Raw genomic sequence first — 17,832 nt, 5'->3', positions numbered from 1 at the left:
GGGCGGACGACTGCGCATGTGGCCTCTTGTCGGCCCGGACGCCGCCGGCGCGGCATTGAGCCGCGTCGGCGCCGAGCCGGCTGGAAAGCCGGCGGTCCCAGTGAGCGGCGCCGGCACGGACTGGGAGCGCCGGCTTTCAGCCGGCTTCGCGTGCCGGGGGCTCGATGCCCCCGGCGCGCGATCTGCGGCGCGGGAGCCGGGCGGTTGCCCATGACGCGCCGCCGGGCGGACGAGCGCGCATGGTGGCCTTGTGTCAGCCCAGGCGACGCCGACCCGGCATCGAGCCGCGTCGGCGCCGAGCCGGCTGGAAAGCCGGCGGTCCCAGTGAGCCGCGCCGGCGGCGAGCCGATAATCCACTTGCGACACAGCTTCAGCGGTGTCGCGCCTCAAACGGCGCTCAGCGCCGCGGTGCAGTGACGCGCGGGAACGGTGGAGACTCGACAGCGAAACACTTATGCGCCCGTAGCCGTGCCGGAGCCGGAGCCGGAGCCGGAGCCGGGGTCGGGCCGGAGAGCCGACCTCCCGGTCGGCTCGGCGCTCGCGACATCAGTGCATTCCGCTCTGTCGCCGTGTTGACCTGGAGGTCAACACTCCAGTCAACACTCCAGTCAACACTCCAGTCAACACTCCAGTCAACACTCCAGTCAACATTCCAGTCAATAACCGTCAAACGACGAAACCCGGGTCTCGGGATTTGGGCAGCGAAGCGCTAGACGGCTCAGCAGTTCGTGTCGTGTTGGTCCCGATTTCAATAGCAATCCCGATAGCGATCCCGATCCCGATCCCGATCCCGATCCCGATCCCGATCCCGATCCCGATCCCGATCGCGATTTCGATAGCGATGTCCTTGACGTCGGGTTTTCGCCGCACTTGAACCGTCACTCAGGGCTCTGCCGCCGCCCGGCGCCGCGCTGCGGTGTGCCGGACCAGCCGCTCCAGCAGCAGGGCCCAGAGCCCGAGCACCGCCACGGTCATGAGCGCCATGATGGCCCGGGAGTCGGTGCGGACCTCGCGCGGGATCAGGTCATCGAGCGTCAGCGCGAGCACGGCTAGCACCAGCCCGGCGGCGAGCCGCCCAACCGCATCCGCGCGCGCGTGCAGCACGCCGTCGCGCAGTAGCACCAGCGCCGCTGGCAACAGCATCACCAGGTGATGCGTCCAGCTCGCCGGCGCGGCGAGGAAGACCCAGACGGACAGCAGCGACAGCTCCAGATCCACGGCCACCGGCTGGTCAAGGGTCTGCCCGCAGCGCCGTGCCCGGAGCGAGCGCGTCACCGCCCAGCCGGTGATCAGGCCGAGCGCCAGCACCAGCCCCGTCGCGAACAGCGCTGCGAGCTCCGGGCTCGCCACGACGGGCGCCGTGAACTTGTTCGGCACCAGCCAGCGCGACAGCTCGCCGGCGAGACTGCGGTTCCAGGGCGCGGCGATGCTGCTGTGCCCCGGCGGCAGTTCCGTGAAGCTCGTGGTCCCCGGCACCAGCGCCCACCAGGCGGACCAACTGCTGGCGGGGGCGAGGGCGACGCTGAGCCCGAGCAGCGCCGCCCCCGCGAGCGCTGCGCCGGCAAGGAGCCATGCACCCGGTCCCGCGCGCCAGCCACCGCCTGATGCCCGCCGGCCGAGGCAGCCGAAGGCGGCGACCACGAGCAGGCCGTAGTGCGGTTTCGCGACGCTGCCGAGCGCGAGCGCCGCACCGCCCGCGAGCCCGCCCGCGGCGCCCGGCCCCGACGGTGCCCGCGCAATGCGCCAGTACCCCCAGAGGCAGAGCAGCAGGAGCAGGTTCGTCTGTTGGAAGTGGATGGTCAGATAGACCGCGCCGAACCCAGCGACGTAGAGCGGCCCCCAGGTGGCGAGGCGCCGGCCCGCCAGCGCCGCGTCCGCGCTCGCGCCGCCGCGCGCCAAATCCCGCGGCAGCAGCAGCATCAAGACCAGCGCCAGCGCGATGTTGACCGACCACAGCAGCGCGGATGCCGCGGCCGATGACAACCCGGCCAGCGGCTGCAGCAGAAACAGCGCCGTCGGCGGATAGGTGAAGGGCAGCCCGGCGTCGCCCGGCCGGGTATAGGGCTCGGTGCCGAGCACGAAGACGCGCTCGGCCGCCGCCAGGTAGACATCAAGGTCCAGCGCGCGCAGCGGCGTCAGCGCGGTTATGACGGCGAAGAGCGCGAGCGCGGCGAGCAGCGGCAGGGGCCTTAGGAGCGAGGGCCGAGGGCCGAGGGCCAAGGGAGCCCTCCTCGGCCCTTGGCCCTTGGCCCTTGTTTCAGTGGCGATAAGGCGCGGGTTGCGCAAAAGGGTTCTCTGCCCCGGATTGGGATCGGGATCGGCTGACACTCGGTTCGATTTCGATTTCGATTTCGATTTCGATTGCGATTTCGATAGCGATGAGTGCGACTCGTCGGCCTGAGGCTTCGCTGCGCTAGGGCTCAGCATCCGCGCGTGCCGCCGCCGCGTCGTCCACGATGACGTTGTCGGCGCGGAAGCGATAGGCCTCGCGGATCAGCGCGAGCCTGCTGCGGTCCTCGCCCCAGCGCTTGCGGACCTCGGCGGACACCTCGCCGCCGTCGCGCCAGATGCGCCAGAGCATCGCCGCGTTCTCCCAATAGGCGCCGGCGATGTAACGGCCCTCAGGGCTGAACACCGCCGCGGCGACGCCGCCCAGGCTGGCCTGCACCGGCAGAAACGCCTGCTGCTCCACGAGCTCGTTGGACCCATCCATCGGCGCGTCCGGTCGGCGCCATAGACGGATGCTGCCGTCGCGCGAGGCGGTCAGCAGCCAGCGGCCGTCCGGGCTGAAGTCGGCGCGGTAGATGCGGTCCTGGTGGCCCATCAGCACCGACACCGGCGTACCGTCGCGTTGCCAGACCCGCGCCGTCTTATCCAGCGATGCGGTCAGCACCTGCGCGCCGTCCGGCGCGATGGCGACGCTGTAGACGCGCCCGGCATGGCCGGTCAGGTGGCCGGCGAGCCGGCACGCGCCGTCCGCGTCGATGGCCACCAGCGCGGCGCGCGCATCGGCGCCGGCCACCGCCGCGATCCCGCCCTCCGCGCTGAGCGCAATGTCGCCGATGGCGCCGATGCCGACCTCTTGCTCGCAGCCCGGCCGCCAAGCGCCGGCCGCGTCGCGCAAGAAGACCCGCAGCACGCCGGCATCATCGCCGGTGGCCACCAGCGTGCGCGCGCCCACGGCCTGCACCGCCGCCGCCTCCACCGGCACCTGGCCGTGCGGTAGTGTGGGAGTGTCGGCAAGCGGTTTGCAGGCCGGCACCGTGAACAGCCGCACCGGCCCCGCCGGGTCGTCGGAGGTCGTCAGGAGCCAGTCGCCGGCCGGGCCGAACAGCGCGTTGTAGACCTCGCCGTTCGGCGCTGTCGCCGCCGGCAGCGCACAGGAGTGCTCGGTGACGAGGTCATGCACGCCCGCCGTGCCGTCGTAGGCGGCCGAGGCCACGAAGCGCCCGGTGGCATCGAAGCTCACCTGCCGTACGCGCCCGGTGTGGGCGGTCAGCGTGTGCAGCAGCTCGGGCGCAGGGCGATCCGCCATGCGCTCGTAGCGCCAGACGCGCACGCCGCCGTCGAAGCCCGCGGTGGCGAGCAGCAGCGCCTTGCCGTTGGGGGCCAGCGCCTCTGGCGCGCTCGCCATCGCCAGATCCCAAACGTGGTCCGGATGGCGCAGCTCGAAGCCGAGCCGCGTCACCGGGTCCACGCTCCACAGCCGCACCGTGCCGTCCAGCGCCGAGAAACTGAACAGCCGCGTGCCGTCGGCGCTGAAGCGCACGGCGCTGACCGCACCGTCGTGGCCGAGCACGGCGATGGGCTTGCCCGTCTCCAGGCTCCACAGCCGCGCCGTTTGGTCCAGCGAGGCGGTCAGGACCAGATGCTGGTTGCCGATGCTGTGCGCCGGCATCGGGGCGATCTCGACGTCGCTGACGCTGAGCTGGTGACTGCCGAGCACGACGGCCTGCCGGCTCGCGTCTAGCGTCCAGCGCACCACCTGCCCCTCGTCGTCCACGGCGACCAGGAAGTCGCCCTTGCGCCCGAAGGCGACGTCCCGCACCGCGGTGCGATGCACCTTGATCAGCGTGCCGCCGATGTTGCTGTCCGACAGCGTCATCAGCGGCGTGCCGTCGGCGCCGAACACCCGCACCTGTTCATCTGCGCCGGCGATGGCGATACGCTCGCCCGCGGCGTCGAACACCGCGGCGTTGAACGGCCGCCCGACCGGCCCCTCGGGTGGCAGCGACAGCACTCGGCGCCCTGCCGCGATGTCGAACACCTGGCTGCGCCCGGCGGCGGAGGCGGTGACGAGCCGGTCGCCGTCGGGCGCGAAGGCGAGCCCGCGGATCTCGCCGTCGCCGAGCATCCGGTTCAGCAGCAGCTTGCCGGGCAGCGTCAGGTCGAGCACGCAGACGCCGTGGCGCCCCTCGTCGTCGGCCACCGCGATGGCGAGCAGCCGCCGGTCCAGGCTCAGCGCCAGGGCGCTGCCGGGGCTGGTACCGCAGGCATAGAGCGGCTCGGCGCCGGGCGCGGCGGGCAAGCGCCAGACGCCGTCGGCGCCGATGCCGAGCACCTGGTCGGCGTCGCCGATCACGAGGCTGTGCAGCCCGAGCGCATCGCCGCCTAGGTCCCGGTCGGCCACGTAGCGCCCGCGCTCCAGCCGCCACAGCAGCGGACCGCGGTCCGGCGTGATGCTGGCGAGCAGCTCGCCGTCGGCGCTGAAGCCGGGCAGGTACGTCACCCCCGGCCGGCCGCCGGTGGAGGGGGCCATGGCCAGCAGCCGATTGCCCATGAAGGCCAGGCTCAGCGTGCGCACCGCGCGCTCCGGCAGGTCTTGGCTCGCGTTGATGGCGTCGATGACGGCCTGCGGCGTGTTGCCGCGGGCGATGTGCAGCTCCGCCTCCTTGAGCACGCTCTTGTGCAGGTTCACGCGCGCGCTGCGCTGCGCTTGCCAGGCGAGCCCGGCGGCGGTGAGCGCACCGAGCATGAGCGCCACCAGCAGCGCGCCGACGCTGCGCACGAAGCGGTTGCGCCGGCGCAGAAAGGCCAGGTTCGCCGCGGTGGCGGCGAGGAACTCGCGCTCCAGCGGCTCCAGCTCCGGCTCGTGCTCGCGGGTCAGCGGCTCGGCGGCGGCGTAGTCGCGATCCCGGTACAGATAATCGCGGTTGCAGTCCGTGCGCTTCCAGAGCCGCGCCTGGCGGTCGAGCTGCGTGCGCAGCAAGAGCCGGCGGCGGTGGCCGGCGTCCGCGAGCCAGCTCCGCACCGGCGCCCAGTCCGTGAACAGCGCCGGGTGCGCGAAGCTCGCCACCGCGCGCACGTGCTGCCAGTCCGGGCCCTCCGCGGGGCTGCCGGGCGCCGCCTGCTCCGCGCTGTCGCGCTCGGCTGCCGCCGCGGGCGCGGACGCCAGCTCCGGGGTCCGGCCACGCAGGCGCAGCCAGCGCAGGTGCCATTCCTCGCGGCCCTGGCGCCAGACGCCCCGAAACAGGGCCAGCAGCCGCAGGTCCGGCGCCTCGCAGCGCCGGCGCAGCTCCGGGTCGTCTACGCCTTCGGCGGTGACGAGTCGCGCGCCGATGAGCGCATCGACGAGGCGCCGGCAGTCCGGGTCCGAGCGCAGCACGTCGAGGTCGCCGGCGCGGGCCGCGGGTCGGTTGGCGGCGCTGCTGTCGACGGCGACAAGCGCGCGGCAGAGCTGCGGCAGCGCGGCGCGGGCGGCGGGGTCGAGCGTCGCCCAGACTTGCTCGGCGCGGTCGATGACGGTGCCGGCGACGCCGCCCTGCGCCCGCACCTGGGCACCGGTGAGCGTCAGCTCGCGGCCCGGGCCGGCCGCGGCCAGCGCGCGCTCGTAGGTGCGCTGCAACAGTGCCTGCACCGGCGGTGCCCAGGCGCTGAGGCCGCTGGTCTCCGCCTCGATGTGCTCGACGAGGCCGCGGCCCTCGCCGGGGCTGTTGCCGTCGAGCTCGATGCCGGCGACCCGCGCCGGGATCTCGATCACCTGGCGGATGCGCATCGGCGGCGGTGGCTCCAGCGCCAGCCACTGCTCCGCGGCGGGCCGGGCCGGGTCCAGCAGCGGCTCCGGCAGACCGGCGAGCGCGCGCAAGGCGTCGCTGCGCAGCGCCATCACCACCCAGATGGACGGATGGGCGGCGAGCCCGCGCAACGCCGCGAGCAGCGCCGCCGCGCTGGCGGCATCGGCGTCGAGGGCCGGCTCCAGCGGGTCCACGACAATGGCGAGCCGCAGGGCGCGCTCGCTCCCGCCGCCCTGCGCGAGCTGTTGCATCGCGCCCGCGAGCTGGCGCGCGGCGAGCGCCGGCTCGCCCGCGAGCAGCCGCGCTAGGCCGTCGGCACCGAGGCCGAAGCCGGCGAGCGCCGTGCCCAGCACATCGGCCGCGCCGAGCCGGGCAGCGAGCGCGCCGAGCGGTGTGGGGCCGTCTTGCACCGGGTCCACCAGCACGCAGCGCACGCTGGCGATGTCCTCGAACAGAAACGGTCGCGTCAGCCGCGGCACCAGCCCGGCGCGCAACAGCGAGGTCTTGCCGCTGCCGCTCGCGCCGCTCACGACGATGAGGCCGGCCTGCCCGGGTGGGCGCCGCTCCAGGCGCCGGAGCAGGCCGCGGATCTCTTCCTCGCGGCCGGTGAACACGCGCTCGTCGCCGATGTCGAAGGGGCGGTCGGCGCGGAACGGGCTGCCCTGCCACTGGCTGCCGCCGGCACCGGCGGCACGGCGCTCGGCGCTGATGCGGCGGTTCAGCAGCTTGCGCAACTGCGTTTCCACCAGCTCGCGGAATGCCGCATCGCTGTCGAAGTCCCGGAACGCCCGCCGGAAGGTATTGTCTTCGTTGAAGAAATTGGTGCGGAAGAAGTCATCGAGCCGGCGCCGGTCGTCCACCGCCTCGCGGGCGCGGGCGCCGTCGGTGATGTCCACCAGCTTCGGCGCCGTCTTGCGGTAGACCAGCACCTCGGGCGAGCCGGTGCGCGCGGAGGCCTCAACGGCGTTGACGAACTCCCACTCGGTGCCGGTCATGCCCCGGTAGGGCTCCTCCGGCAGCGGCGAGCCGAGCCGGGTCCAGAGGATCACAAGTACGATCTCGCAGTCCTCGGGCTGGGTCAGGCCGGCCTGGAAGGTGCGATCGGCGGTGAGCGCCTCTTCCTCCCACAGCACCGCCTGGAGCTCGAAATAGGGCAGATACTCCCGGCTCAGGCGCTCGACGATGTCCTTGACGGCGGCGCGCTCGTGCTCCACGTCCGCGGGCGAGGAGACGAACACGCGGATGCGCGCGTCGCGGGCGCGTTGCTTCATGCCGGGGCGGCTTTGGATGGACCGATCATGGCCCGATGATAAAAGAAAGGGGGAAGTTTGAAGTTTGAAGTTTGAAGTTTGAAGTTTGAAGTTTGAAGTTTGAAGTTTGGAATAAGGGTGAAGTTTGAAGGAGGGAGGGTGGCGCTGTAGATGGCGCTCTGTCCTTGGCCCTCGGCCCTCGGCCCTCCGCCTTCGCCCTCCGCCTTCGCCCTCGGCCCTCCCATCCGCGGTACAATCGCGCGCATCGCCGGTACGCGCGCCGGCCTCCGCATGCCGACACCCGAGCCGAGCAGCGGTGTCGGCGCAGCCAACCCACGCGGGAGGGGCTATGAGACAACAGGCGCCGTTGGAATCCATCAGCATGGACGAGCTCCTCACCGAGGCGGTCGGCACCATTCTGCGCGAGCCGGACCCCGAGCGGTTCCTGACCTGGGGGCGCGAGCGCATCCCGCTCGCGCTCGCGGGCGTGGAATCGCTGGACGCCGATGACACCCGCCGCCTCGCCGCGCTGCTCGCGCAGGCCATCTGGAACGCCGTGCCGCGGCCGGATTTGGGTTTTACCGTCAGCCCGCTGGCGGAGCCCGCACCCGCCGACCCCTGCCGCTGCGGCTCCGGAGCCGCCTATGGCGACTGCTGCATGGCCGCGGGCTCGGTGCCCGAGCTGCCGCCCGAGATCCTCTGGGACCCGCTGCTGGACCAGCTCAGCGAGCCGCAGCTCAAGGCCGCGGTGGACAGCGGCAGCGTGCCGCGCCCGCTGCTCGCGAAGGTGGCGGACCGCTGGCTCGCGCTGGACCGGCCCGGGCGCGCCGCGGCGCTACTGGAGCCGCTGTTCGACGGCGACCTGGCGACGCTGGACGAGGCCTTCGAGCCGGCGCTCGACATGCTCTGCGACGCCTACGACGCGCTGGATCACTGGAAGAAGAAGCAGGCCTTTCTGCTGCGTATCACCGACGTTGCGCCAGCGCCACTCAAGTCCGCGGCTTGGCAGCGGCTGTCGGTGATGTTTATCGACGAGGGCGACTTCGATTACGCCACCGATGCCTTCGCGCAGGCACAGCGCCACGGGCCGGACCACCCCGGCACGGCGCTGCTGGAGATCACGCTGCTCGCCGCCCGCCATCGCGACGACCATGCCCGCGCCCGTGCGCATTTCTGGCAGCACAAGCTCCGCCGCGCGGGCCACGACGGCACCGGCATTTACGAGTTTCTGGAGCGTGCCCGCGAGGACCCGCAGCAGGCCCTGATGATGAGCCAGGCCGGCGCCATGGACCCGGCCCTGCTGCGGCTGCGCGACTGGGTCCAGGCTCTCGCCGCGCGGGCGCTGCCGCCGCTCGCCCTGGAGGCCATCGACGACCCCGCCACCTGCGGCGACCCGCGCCAGTTGCCCTTGTTCGACCCGGAGCTGTTGCCGCTGCCGCCGGGCGCGCAGCGCAGCGGCGCCTGCTGCGCCGTCACGGCCGGGCGCGCGCTGGCCGGCGTCGAGCGCGGCTGGCGGCGGGTGTTCCCGGTGGGCAAGCCGTTGTCCACGCTCTTGGCCGGCACCGAGCACGAGCGCGCCTGGCTGCGCGACGAATGGCTCGATTACCTGGAGGCCGAGCCGGCCGCAGCGGACAGCCTGGACGTGCTGGACGACGTCGCCACCGCGCTCTACGTGCACCCCGAGAGCAGCCTGCCCTGGGTTGCCCACGTCATGCTCGACCCCGTTCTGCAGCGCGCCGAGTCGGTCTTGCGCAACGCCATGGGCCCGAACGGCCCCGCGGCGCTGCCCTGGACCGACCCGCGCAACCGCCCGGCGCTGCGGCTCCTGTTCCGTCGCTATCGCCAGTTCGCCGAGGCCGGCGACGAGGCCGCGGCGACGGGCATCGCCGAGCTGTTGCTGACGCTGAACCCCCGCGACAACCACGGCGTGCGCGCCGAGCTGATGAACCACTACCTGCGTGCGCACGAGGACGAGCTGGCGCTGGCGCTCGCCCGCCGCTTCCCCACCGATGCCCTCGCGGACCTGGCCTACGGCGAGGTGCTGGCGCTGTACCGGCTCGGCCATCAAGAGCGCGCCGCGCTGGTGCTGCACGAGGCCGTCGGCCGGCTGCCGCGGGTGCCGCGCTTTTTGCTGCGCAAACGCGTGCGCCGCCCGGCGCTGCACCAGGGCGGCTTTGCGCCGGGCGGCGACGACCAGGCCTGGCTGTACCGCGAGGCCATGCGCGACGTTTGGGCCGCGGAGCCGGGCCTGTTGGCGTGGATGAAGAAGGTCACCGCCTGACCGGCGCCTCCCCGCCGGTCAACCCCGGCGCCGCAGCGTCCTTGGGGGATCGGGGCGGGATCGAAATCGAAATCGAAATCCGGTGAGGCTTGCGGGTTTCGATCAGCATCACGACAACGACAACGACAACGAGACGGCGCCGGCCGGTTCGTTCCACAATCTGCGAAGACAAATCTACGAAGAAGGGACTCAACCGGGTCCTGCGGGCGACTTTGGAGACCTCACCCCATGAGCGCGTTCAATCAGGCGGTTTTCCAGGTGGTGTTCACCGGCCAACTGCGGCCCGGCGTCAATGCGGAGCAGGCGGCGCGAGACTTCGCTGCCGTGTTTAAGATTGCTGAGGATAAGGCCCGGCGCCTGATCCTGGACCAGGGCGAGCACATCCTGAAGCACGACGTGGATGACGCGAACGCCGCCCGGTATCGCGATGTGCTGGAGGAGATCGGCCTCGAGGTGCGGGTGGAGCCCGCCGGGACGCCCCTAGGTGGCGACCGCATGGACGGCGCGGCGGCCGACGACGAGCTGCCGCCCGACTGGGGCGGTGCCGCAGCCACCGGCGCTGCCGGCGCGGGCGCTGCCGCGTTCGATCCGGCCGATCCCTATGCCCCGCCGCAGGCGGACCTGACCCCGCCCATGACGGACGACGACGGCCCGATGACGGGCCCGCACGCCGTCCCGGCGGGGCATGGGTGGCTCTGGATCAGGGATGCCTACGCGCTGTTTCGGGCACGACCGCGCCCCTGGATCGGCGCGCTGGCGACCGTGTATCTGATCAATGTCGCCGTGAGCCTGGTGCCGATGGTCGGCAGCCTGGTGAGCTTCGTGCTCGGGCCCATCTTCGGCGGCGGCCTGATGGCGGGCGCAGGCAAGCTCGACCGTCATGGGGAGGCGCGCGTCAGCATGGTCTTCGACGGCTTCTCAGCCCGCGCCGGTCAGCTCGCGCTGGTGGCCGTGTTCTACCTTGTCGGCATCCTCGCCGTGATGCTGCTGGCGGTGCTCATCCTGGTGGGCGGCGGCGTCGTCTCCGGCGCCGGGCTGGAGGCGCTGTCGGCCAACGACCCGGAGGCGTTTGCCGCCGCCGTGGCGCCGACGGCGATCGTGCTGCTCGTGCTCGTCGTCATGGCGCTGATGATCCCACTGATCATGGCCTATTGGTTTGCACCGGCCCTGGTGATGCTGGAGGACATGACGGCCTGGGAGGCGATGCAGGCGAGCTTCCACGGCTGCTGGAAGAACATCGTGCCCTTTCTGCTCTACGGGCTCGTGCTGCTGGTGATCCTGATCGGCTTCTCCATCGTCGCCGGCCTCCTCGTCGGCGTGGGCGCCGCGCTGGCGGGCTCCGCGACCGGCGTGCTCGGCTTCATCGCCGTGCTGCTGCTGGTGCCGCTGCTGCTCGCCGCGGCCGCCATCGGCGTGCTGACCCAGTACACCGGCTATCGGGACATCTTCCGCCACGCCGGCTGAGGTGCTGCGCTGGCTCGCCATCGTCGTTGTCGCGCTCGCGCTGCTGGCGCTGGGTACGGTTGGCTCGGTCTACTGGCTCGGCAAGCGTGCGGAGCCGCGCTATGCGGGTGAGGTGGCGCTTCCGGGGCTGGCCGCGCCGGTGGCGCTGCGCTTTGGTCCGCACGCGGTGCCCACCATTGAGGCCGAATCCGTCGATGACGCGCTGTTTGCACAGGGCTACATCGTCGCCGCCGAGCGCATGTGGCAGATGGATATCCTCCGGCGCCTGGCCGGCGGGCGCCTCGCCGAGGTCTTCGGCGACGGCGCGCTGCCGGTGGACCGGTTCTATCGCACCATGGGCCTGCCCGAGGCCGCCCGACAGGCGTACGCCGCGCTGGAGCCCGAGTATCGGCGCCTGCTCGATCGCTACGCCGACGGTGTGAATGCCTACCTGCACGAAGCCGCCGGCCGGCCGCCGCTGGAGTACCTGATCGCGGGCGTCGAGCCCGCGCGCTGGGAGCCCACGGACAGCCTCGTCATCGGCGAGTACATGGCCTGGATCAACAGCGTGAACCTGCGCGAGGAGCTGACCTTTCTCGCGCTGGCGCGGCGTCTCGGCACGGCACGGGCCGCGGAGCTATTCCCGGTGGATGTGGGCGTGCCGGCGCCGGTGGCCGAGGTTGCGCAGTTGCCGGATTACAGCCGTCTGGTCCTGCCGCCGGCGAGCCACGTGGATGTGCGTGACCTGGCGCCGGCGGTGGGCCTGCGCGGCGGTGCCAGCAACGTCTGGGCCGTACGGGGCTCGCGTACCGCCGACGGCGGCGCGCTGCTCGCCAACGACCCGCACCTGGGGCCGTCCATGCCCGCCATCTGGTACGAGCTGGAGCTCATCGCGCCGGGCCTGCACGCCGCGGGGCTCGCGCTGCCCGGCGTGCCGATGGTGCTGCTCGGCCACAACGAGCACCTGGCCTGGGGCATGACGACGGTGACGGCGGACACCCAAGACGTCGTCATCGAGCGTCTCAATCCCGCCCGCGATGCGGCGCTGCGCGCCGATGGCCGCTGGGAGCCCATCGCGACGCGGACGGAGGAGATCCCGATCAAGGGCCGCAACGCGCCGGAGGCGCTGGCCATCCGCTCCACGAGCCACGGCGTGCTCATCGACGACGTCATCGGCCCGGACAACCCGGAGCGCCTGCCGAGCGTGCGCGTCGGCGACGCGCTGGCGCTGCGCACCAATCTGAGCGTGCCGGACCGGGCCATCGTCGGCCTCTGGCGGCTGAACACGGCAACGACGCTGGCCGAGGCGCGCGCCGCCGGCGCCGAGCTCAAGCACGTGTCGCAGAACCTGGTCATCGCGCATCGCGACGGCGGCATCGCCTGGCAGGTGACGGGCACGCTGCCGGAGCGCGGCCGCGGCACGGGCCTGCTGCCGGCACCGGGCTGGGAGCCGGGCTACGGCTGGCAGGGCTGGCAGCCCTTCGCGACCAACCCCGGCGTCACCGACCCGCCCGAGGAGCGCATCGTCAACGCCAACAACCGCAGCGTGGCCATTGAGGTCGCCGCCGCCGTGGGCAGCAGTTGGCTGCCGCCGTACCGGGCGGAGCGCATCCTGGAGCTGCTCGACGACGCCGCGGCGCTGTCCGCCGCCGACCTGGCGCACATGCAGGCCGACCGCGAGAGCCACCGGGTACGGGTGTTCATGGCCTCCCTGCGCCGAGCATTGCCGGACTTGGCCGTGCTCGACCCCGCCGCGGCGCGCATCGCCGAGCGCGAGCTGCTGCATTGGCGCGGCGACTTCCCGCCGGATGGGCGCTCCGGCGCGCTGTTCGGGCTGCTGGTGCCGGCGCTGTACCGGGCGCTGTTCGTCGACGAGCTGGGGGAGGACTTGCCGGCGCTGATGCGGCTCGACACCAATACCTACGGCCCGCTGGACGAGGCGCTGCAGAGCGGTCGCTCCAGCTTCTGGGACAACGTGGAGACGCCCGCCGTGCAGGAGGGGCCGGCGCATGTGTGGCGGGCGGCGATCCTGTCCGCGCAGGCCGAGTTGGATGAGACGCTGCCGCGCGGCCCGCAACGGCTCGACCGCCTGCGCGGCGTGACCTTCGATCACGCCTTTGCCGGCCAGGGCGCCCTCGGGCGCTGGTTCAGCGTCGGGCCCGTGGGCCTGGGCGGCGACAACTCCACGGTGAATGTCGCCAATGCGTCGATGCTCGCGCCGCGGCGCATCGGCTACATCCCGTCCATGCGGGTCGTCTACACGCCGTCGGACTGGACCGGCACCCGCGGCACGCTGCCGCTCGGCCAATCCGGCCATCGCTTCTCGCGCTTTCGCACCGACCAACTGGACGACTGGCTGGCGGTGGATGCCCACGCCTGGCCCTGGCAGGGTCCGGCGCCCGGCACCGAGCGCGGCACGCTGCGATTGGTGCCGGCGCGCTGAAACCGCGGCAGGGCGAATAGCCGCGGCGCCTGCGAAGAGAAACTACGAAACACGCGAAAAGCGCGAAAGGGCCAACGCCGGGAGCAACCCGCCCCTTGTCGTGTGTTTCGCGTGTTTCGTAGTTGCAAAAATTCGACAACGACAACGACAACGAAAAACCCGGTCTCGGTATTTCCGCGGCGAAGCACTAGCATGCGTGCTCAGGTCATCCCCCACCGGTGCCTCCTGCGCACCCCGAGTCCGCCATGCCTCGCCGCCTTGTTCTCCTGTCGTCTTCTTTGCTTGTGCTGCTCTGCGCCGCGGATGCCGGCGCCGCGCTCGTCGCCGACGTCAGCTTCGACCCCGCCAACGCGACGACGACCGCGGAGGTGAAGAGCATGGGGTATTACACGGAGTGGGGTAGGGCGCTGCCGAGCGACACCTCGGCGAGCTGGTCCGTCGGTACATCGCTCGGCACCCTGTTTCAACGGCCGACCTTCCAGAACGGGTATTCGGCGACGGGGCCGGTGACCGGCGCCGCCGGCACCGCCGTGACCATCGGCCAGGAGCCGAGCTTTCCGGATAGTCGCAGCGCGCGCGAGATCATCCGGCTGACCTTCGGCGTCGGCCACGGGCTCGCGGACGCAGCGGGCGTTGATGACATCGCCATCTTCGAGCAGGCGACGAGCGAGGCCTTTGCGCTCAGCGTGCACATCGCGCTGGGCGGCGATTTGGGATTCTCCGTCGGTTGGACCGACTGGTTCTACATCCCCTACGAGGACGCCTACGACAGCGACAACGACGCGACGCCGACGCTGGTGGATCTGGGCGCTGACCTGGGCTTGCCCGGCGTCACCATCAACGCGATAGAGCTGACGAGCCTCGCGCCAGACGACACGGTGGAGATGCAGATCGACGGCGCCGATCCAGGCCTGGGCTGGGGTCGGGTCACCTTCGGCGGCGCGTCCGGCGGGCTCACGCCGGCGCGCGACAGCAGCTCCCAACGGAAGTGGGTGCCGTTCGAGTCCACGAAGTTCGACCCGGACATCCAGTACGTCGTCGGTCTGCATGACTTGGTGGCATGCGCATCCTGCACCATCAGCGAGCCCGGCGAGCCCACCGCGGGCTCCGCGCCGACGCGCGTTGCGGCCACCGGCACGCCAGCCGCCGTGCCGGTGCTCGGCACGCTGCCGTTGCTGCTCGGCGGGCTGTCGCTGCTCGCCGTGCTGCGGCGCACGGCCGCGCGTGGTCGGTGGCGGGGTTGAGGGGGTTGCGGGGCCGGCGGCGGCTGCGCACGGCCGCCGCGCGGTGATGCCTCAGCAGGAGTGGCAGTAATACTCGGGCAGCCCGGCGATGCGGCAGGCCTGCCGGCAACCGCCGTTCGGGAACAGGCTTTCGAGGTTCTTGCGCGTGCACGGCGTGTGCTTCGACACCTCGTGACCGATGGCGCGGATCACGACCTTCGGCGACGGCGGCATCTCATGGAACGCGTAGTACTCGCGCAGGAAGTCGATGACCGTCCAATGACACTCGGTGAGCTTGAGCCCGTCATCGGCGGCCAGCGCTTCGGCAAGGTCGTTGTCCCAATCCTGGAACTGGGCGAGATGCCCTTTCTTGTTGAACAGCACTTCGCGGCCGGCGATCTGTACAGCAGTCATGCAGTGTCTCCTCCACCCGAAGGTGGCCGATGGTAGGCCGATGGTCGGCCGCTGGCGCAGATACGCACGGCTCCATCGATTGGTTTATTAGTAAATTGGAATTCTCTTGAACAGGTGTTTGTGCACCTGTCAAGGAAATATAGATCAGGCGGCCGACCCGTGCGGGCCGAATTATGGAACCCAGATCAACTGCGAGGCAGAAAACGGGGCTTGGGCGCGAATCCGGCGGGAGTCCGCGGGATTCGGCCCATCAGGAGTGACCTGCGGGGTGTGTCGGGGCGGGCTGCGCCCGCGAGCGAACCGAGGGTCCGCTCGGGTCTGGCCGGTAAGGGCTGTCGGTGGGCTACCAGCTCACGGCCGCATTGGCCACATCGCGCAGCATGTCGGCAACCTCACCCATGACCGCGCTCCCTTCGCGCTCGGCGGCGGGGATGGCGCGGTGCACGACGTAGGTGGTGTCGGCAGCGTCGGGCAGGGTATAGACGGCGATGATGAAGGGGCACTGGACGATATGCGTCGGATCCTCTGCGATCATTTTCCGTGACAACACGGCGCTGCAGAACTCGATGGATTGTGCGTGGCCATAGAGCTTCTGCTCCATGCCCAGATCCTTCCCGGTGCGCTCCAGCATCTCATCCATGTGCATGACGTTGTTGATGTACATGCCGCGTTCCTGGATCGCGAGCGTGAGGCCGTCGACGACGTCCTCAAAGCTGCTGTCGCTCTCATAGACGGCGTATCGGTCGGCGGCTTGAACGGCGAAGCCCTGGCCGAGGCCGGCGGTGAAGAGCAGCGCCGCAAGGGCCGGTGCGCGGTGGAGTGGGGTCGTCTTCGGCATCGTCGAACCTCGGCAGCGGGTCGGAGCGGGCGCCGCGGCGGCCGGCCGCAAGGGGCCGGCGCGCAGGACGGGGTCGGTCGGTCTCAGTACTGATCCATGGGCCGGAACGCGGGTGCGGAGGGCCAGTCGCCGCTCGCCGCCGGTGGGGCGGGCGGGGCGGACCTTTGGCCTTCCAACTGCTCGATGCGGCGCCTCAGCGCTTCGATTTCCTGGTCCTTCGCGCTGTCGCCGCCGGCGGCGGGAGCCGCGGGTGCGGGTGTCGCGTAGGACGGGGCCGCGGAGCCCGCTGCGGGCGGGGCGTAACCCGGTGCAGCGGGGTAGCCATAGCCGCCGCTGTAGGGTGCGTAGCCCGGCGCGCCATAGGGCGCGTAGGGTGCACCGTAGCCGTAGGGGCCGGGTCCGTAGGGCCCATAGGGCCCGTCCTCATAGTAGTAATCGTCGTTGTTGCCGCCGAACCAGCGGCCCGGACTGAACATGTCGCCGAAACCAAACGCCTGCGCGGCCGGCACGGCCACAAACAGGGCGAGCAGCCCGCAGAAGGTCGACAGGGTACGCCTTTGCATGACGATGGGCATCCTCCAAGCACTTGATGATGAAAGGGTCTCGCTCCGGGGCGGCAACACCCGCGGGCTGCCCTGCCGCAGAGAGGCGGGCAAGACGCTTGCCGCGGGATGGCGATCTAGGTGCCGCCTTTCGCCGCCGCGAAAGGATACTACAGCGCTGCGCGTGCGGAGCTGTCCGGCTCAGGCGCGCGCGTCGTCGTGCTCGTGCAGAGCGTGAACATGACCGTGCGCGTGCCGATGGCCGTGGCCCGGTTCGTGATTATGCCCGTGTCCGTGCCCGTGCCCGCCGTGCTCGTGTCCGGCGTCGCCGCCATGCAGCAGTGCACCGTCCGGCTGGAGTGCCGGGCGGGCCGTGCTGCCTTCGGCGATGCGTGCGCGCTGTTCGTTAAGCTCCGTGCGCAGCCAGTCGAGCCAGGGGCCGAGCGAGGCGGCATCCCGGCGGGCGCTGAGCGGGACGAAGGGCGCCGGGCTCGCGAGCTGGCGCAGGTAAGCCTCGGCGCGGGCGGCGTCGAAATCGTCGAGCACGGGCAGCAGGTCCGCCTTGGTCAGCAGCACGAGGTCCGCGGCGCGGAACATGACCGGGTACTTGGCGGGCTTGTCGTCGCCCTCCGGCACGGACAGCAGCGTGACGTTGCGGTGATGGCCTAGGTCGAAGCTCGCGGGGCAGACGAGATTGCCGACGTTCTCGATGAACAAGATGTCGATGCCCTCGAGGTCCAGCCGATGCAGTGCCTCGTGGACCATGTGCGCGTCCAGGTGGCAGGCGCTGCCGGTGGCGATCTGGATGGCCGTGACGCCCTTGGCGCGGATGCGCTCGGCATCGTTCTCGGTCTCGAGGTCGCCCTCGATCACGGCGATGCGCAGCTCTCGGCCGATGGCGTCGAGCGTCGCTTCCAGCAGGCTCGTCTTGCCGGAGCCCGGCGAGGACATGAGATTCACGGCCAGCACGCCGTGGGCGTCGAGGTGGGCGCGGTTGTGCGCCGCTTGGTGGTCGTTCTCGTCGAGCAGGTTGGTCAGCACCTCCACCGCCGCGTGGCCGGAGGCGGTCTCGGCGTGCTTGCCGCCGGGGCGCACGAGGTGCTCGTTACCGGGGGTGACGTTGCAGCCGCAGGTTTGGCACATGCTGGTGTTCAGGCTTTCCGTGACGGGAGTGCCCGGACTATAGCAGTGCAGCGGCGGAATTTGACCCTGCCGCGCGCGTGGAGCGCGGCGTCGGCGGTGGTGCAGGCTCCCAGGGGGTAGCGAAGCTTCGCCTCAGACCGACCAGGGTACGGCGCCTCGTCTGGCGCAGCCCGCTCTTCGGCGCATTGAACCAAGGGCCAAGGGCCAAGGGCCAAGGGCCAAGGTGGGCTCCCTCGGCCCT

At 71.4% G+C, this 17,832-nt stretch carries 12 protein-coding genes; 5 read left to right on the top strand and 7 right to left on the bottom strand.

The genetic code is table 11. The annotated features are described in order from the left end of the window. Positions 1-214: hypothetical protein (locus ML01_RS29475; RefSeq protein WP_216819085.1), on the top strand; the 214-nt coding region annotated here is incomplete at its 5' end. A 452-nt stretch (positions 215-666) separates the two neighbouring features. On the opposite strand, the gene ML01_RS01325 is transcribed toward ML01_RS29475, so the two are convergent. The 3 genes from ML01_RS01325 to ML01_RS01315 all read right to left on the bottom strand — a co-directional run bounded on the left by ML01_RS01325 (position 667) and on the right by ML01_RS01315 (position 7,285). Beyond that, on the bottom strand, positions 667-882 hold the full coding sequence (locus tag ML01_RS01325) for a hypothetical protein (protein ID WP_058553574.1): 216 nt from the start codon (positions 880-882) through the stop codon (positions 667-669). Next, on the bottom strand, positions 883-2,220 hold the full coding sequence (locus tag ML01_RS01320; protein ID WP_058553573.1) for a glycosyltransferase 87 family protein: 1,338 nt from the start codon (positions 2,218-2,220) through the stop codon (positions 883-885). It abuts the gene before it with no gap. A gap of 193 nt (positions 2,221-2,413) precedes the next feature. Next, positions 2,414-7,285, bottom strand: coding sequence for an AAA family ATPase (locus tag ML01_RS01315; RefSeq protein WP_058553572.1), 4,872 nt, complete (start codon positions 7,283-7,285; stop codon positions 2,414-2,416). A gap of 328 nt (positions 7,286-7,613) precedes the next feature. On the opposite strand from ML01_RS01315, the gene ML01_RS01310 reads away from it, so the two are divergent. From ML01_RS01310 to ML01_RS01295, 4 genes are all read left to right on the top strand, one after another. Further along, positions 7,614-9,545 (top strand): hypothetical protein, encoded by a 1,932-nt coding sequence (locus tag ML01_RS01310; RefSeq protein WP_058553571.1) that lies wholly within the window; start codon positions 7,614-7,616, stop codon positions 9,543-9,545. Between the two features lie 228 nt (positions 9,546-9,773). Then, a complete protein-coding gene (locus ML01_RS01305) occupies positions 9,774-11,009 on the top strand; it encodes a BPSS1780 family membrane protein (RefSeq protein WP_058553570.1) in 1,236 nt (411 codons plus the stop codon). 1 nt (position 11,010) lies between these two features. Beyond that, positions 11,011-13,431, top strand: coding sequence for a penicillin acylase family protein (locus ML01_RS01300; RefSeq protein WP_058553569.1), 2,421 nt, complete (start codon positions 11,011-11,013; stop codon positions 13,429-13,431). A gap of 245 nt (positions 13,432-13,676) precedes the next feature. Next, positions 13,677-14,675, top strand: a complete 999-nt coding sequence (locus ML01_RS01295; protein ID WP_156427493.1) for a hypothetical protein — start codon at positions 13,677-13,679, stop codon at positions 14,673-14,675. A gap of 51 nt (positions 14,676-14,726) precedes the next feature. On the opposite strand, the gene ML01_RS01290 is transcribed toward ML01_RS01295, so the two are convergent. The 4 genes from ML01_RS01290 to hypB form a co-directional block, all read right to left on the bottom strand. Then, positions 14,727-15,068: a TusE/DsrC/DsvC family sulfur relay protein gene (locus ML01_RS01290; protein WP_058553567.1), complete on the bottom strand. Its 342-nt coding sequence runs from the start codon at positions 15,066-15,068 to the stop codon at positions 14,727-14,729. A gap of 343 nt (positions 15,069-15,411) precedes the next feature. After that, positions 15,412-15,906: a hypothetical protein gene (locus tag ML01_RS01285; RefSeq protein ID WP_058553566.1), complete on the bottom strand. Its 495-nt coding sequence runs from the start codon at positions 15,904-15,906 to the stop codon at positions 15,412-15,414. Positions 15,907-15,989: 83 nt separating this feature from the next. Continuing rightward, positions 15,990-16,469: a hypothetical protein gene (locus tag ML01_RS01280; protein WP_254045104.1), complete on the bottom strand. Its 480-nt coding sequence runs from the start codon at positions 16,467-16,469 to the stop codon at positions 15,990-15,992. A gap of 180 nt (positions 16,470-16,649) precedes the next feature. Next, the gene (hypB, locus tag ML01_RS01275; RefSeq protein ID WP_058553564.1) at positions 16,650-17,591 is read right to left on the bottom strand and encodes a hydrogenase nickel incorporation protein HypB; all 942 of its coding nucleotides are present in this window, start codon (positions 17,589-17,591) and stop codon (positions 16,650-16,652) included. Positions 17,592-17,832: the final 241 nt, after the last annotated feature.

Source organism: Thiohalocapsa sp. ML1, from assembly GCF_001469165.1.
Taxonomy (GTDB): Bacteria; Pseudomonadota; Gammaproteobacteria; order Chromatiales; family Chromatiaceae; genus Thiohalocapsa.
The sequence above is the reverse complement of the archived record's forward strand: the minus strand, read 5'-3'. Positions and strand labels throughout refer to the sequence as shown.

Bases quoted from the DNA above. Each gene is read 5' to 3' on its own strand.
- ML01_RS01295 (WP_156427493.1), top strand. From the start codon at position 13,677: ATGCCTCGCCGCCTTGTTCTCCTGTCGTCTTCTTTGCTTGTGCTGCTC.
- ML01_RS01290 (WP_058553567.1), bottom strand. From the start codon at position 15,068: ATGACTGCTGTACAGATCGCCGGCCGCGAAGTGCTGTTCAACAAGAAA.
- hypB (WP_058553564.1), bottom strand. From the start codon at position 17,591: ATGTGCCAAACCTGCGGCTGCAACGTCACCCCCGGTAACGAGCACCTC.
- ML01_RS01310 (WP_058553571.1), top strand. From the start codon at position 7,614: ATGAGACAACAGGCGCCGTTGGAATCCATCAGCATGGACGAGCTCCTC.
- ML01_RS01315 (WP_058553572.1), bottom strand. From the start codon at position 7,285: ATGAAGCAACGCGCCCGCGACGCGCGCATCCGCGTGTTCGTCTCCTCG.
- ML01_RS01285 (WP_058553566.1), bottom strand. From the start codon at position 15,906: ATGCCGAAGACGACCCCACTCCACCGCGCACCGGCCCTTGCGGCGCTG.
- ML01_RS01305 (WP_058553570.1), top strand. From the start codon at position 9,774: ATGAGCGCGTTCAATCAGGCGGTTTTCCAGGTGGTGTTCACCGGCCAA.
- ML01_RS01280 (WP_254045104.1), bottom strand. From the start codon at position 16,469: ATGCAAAGGCGTACCCTGTCGACCTTCTGCGGGCTGCTCGCCCTGTTT.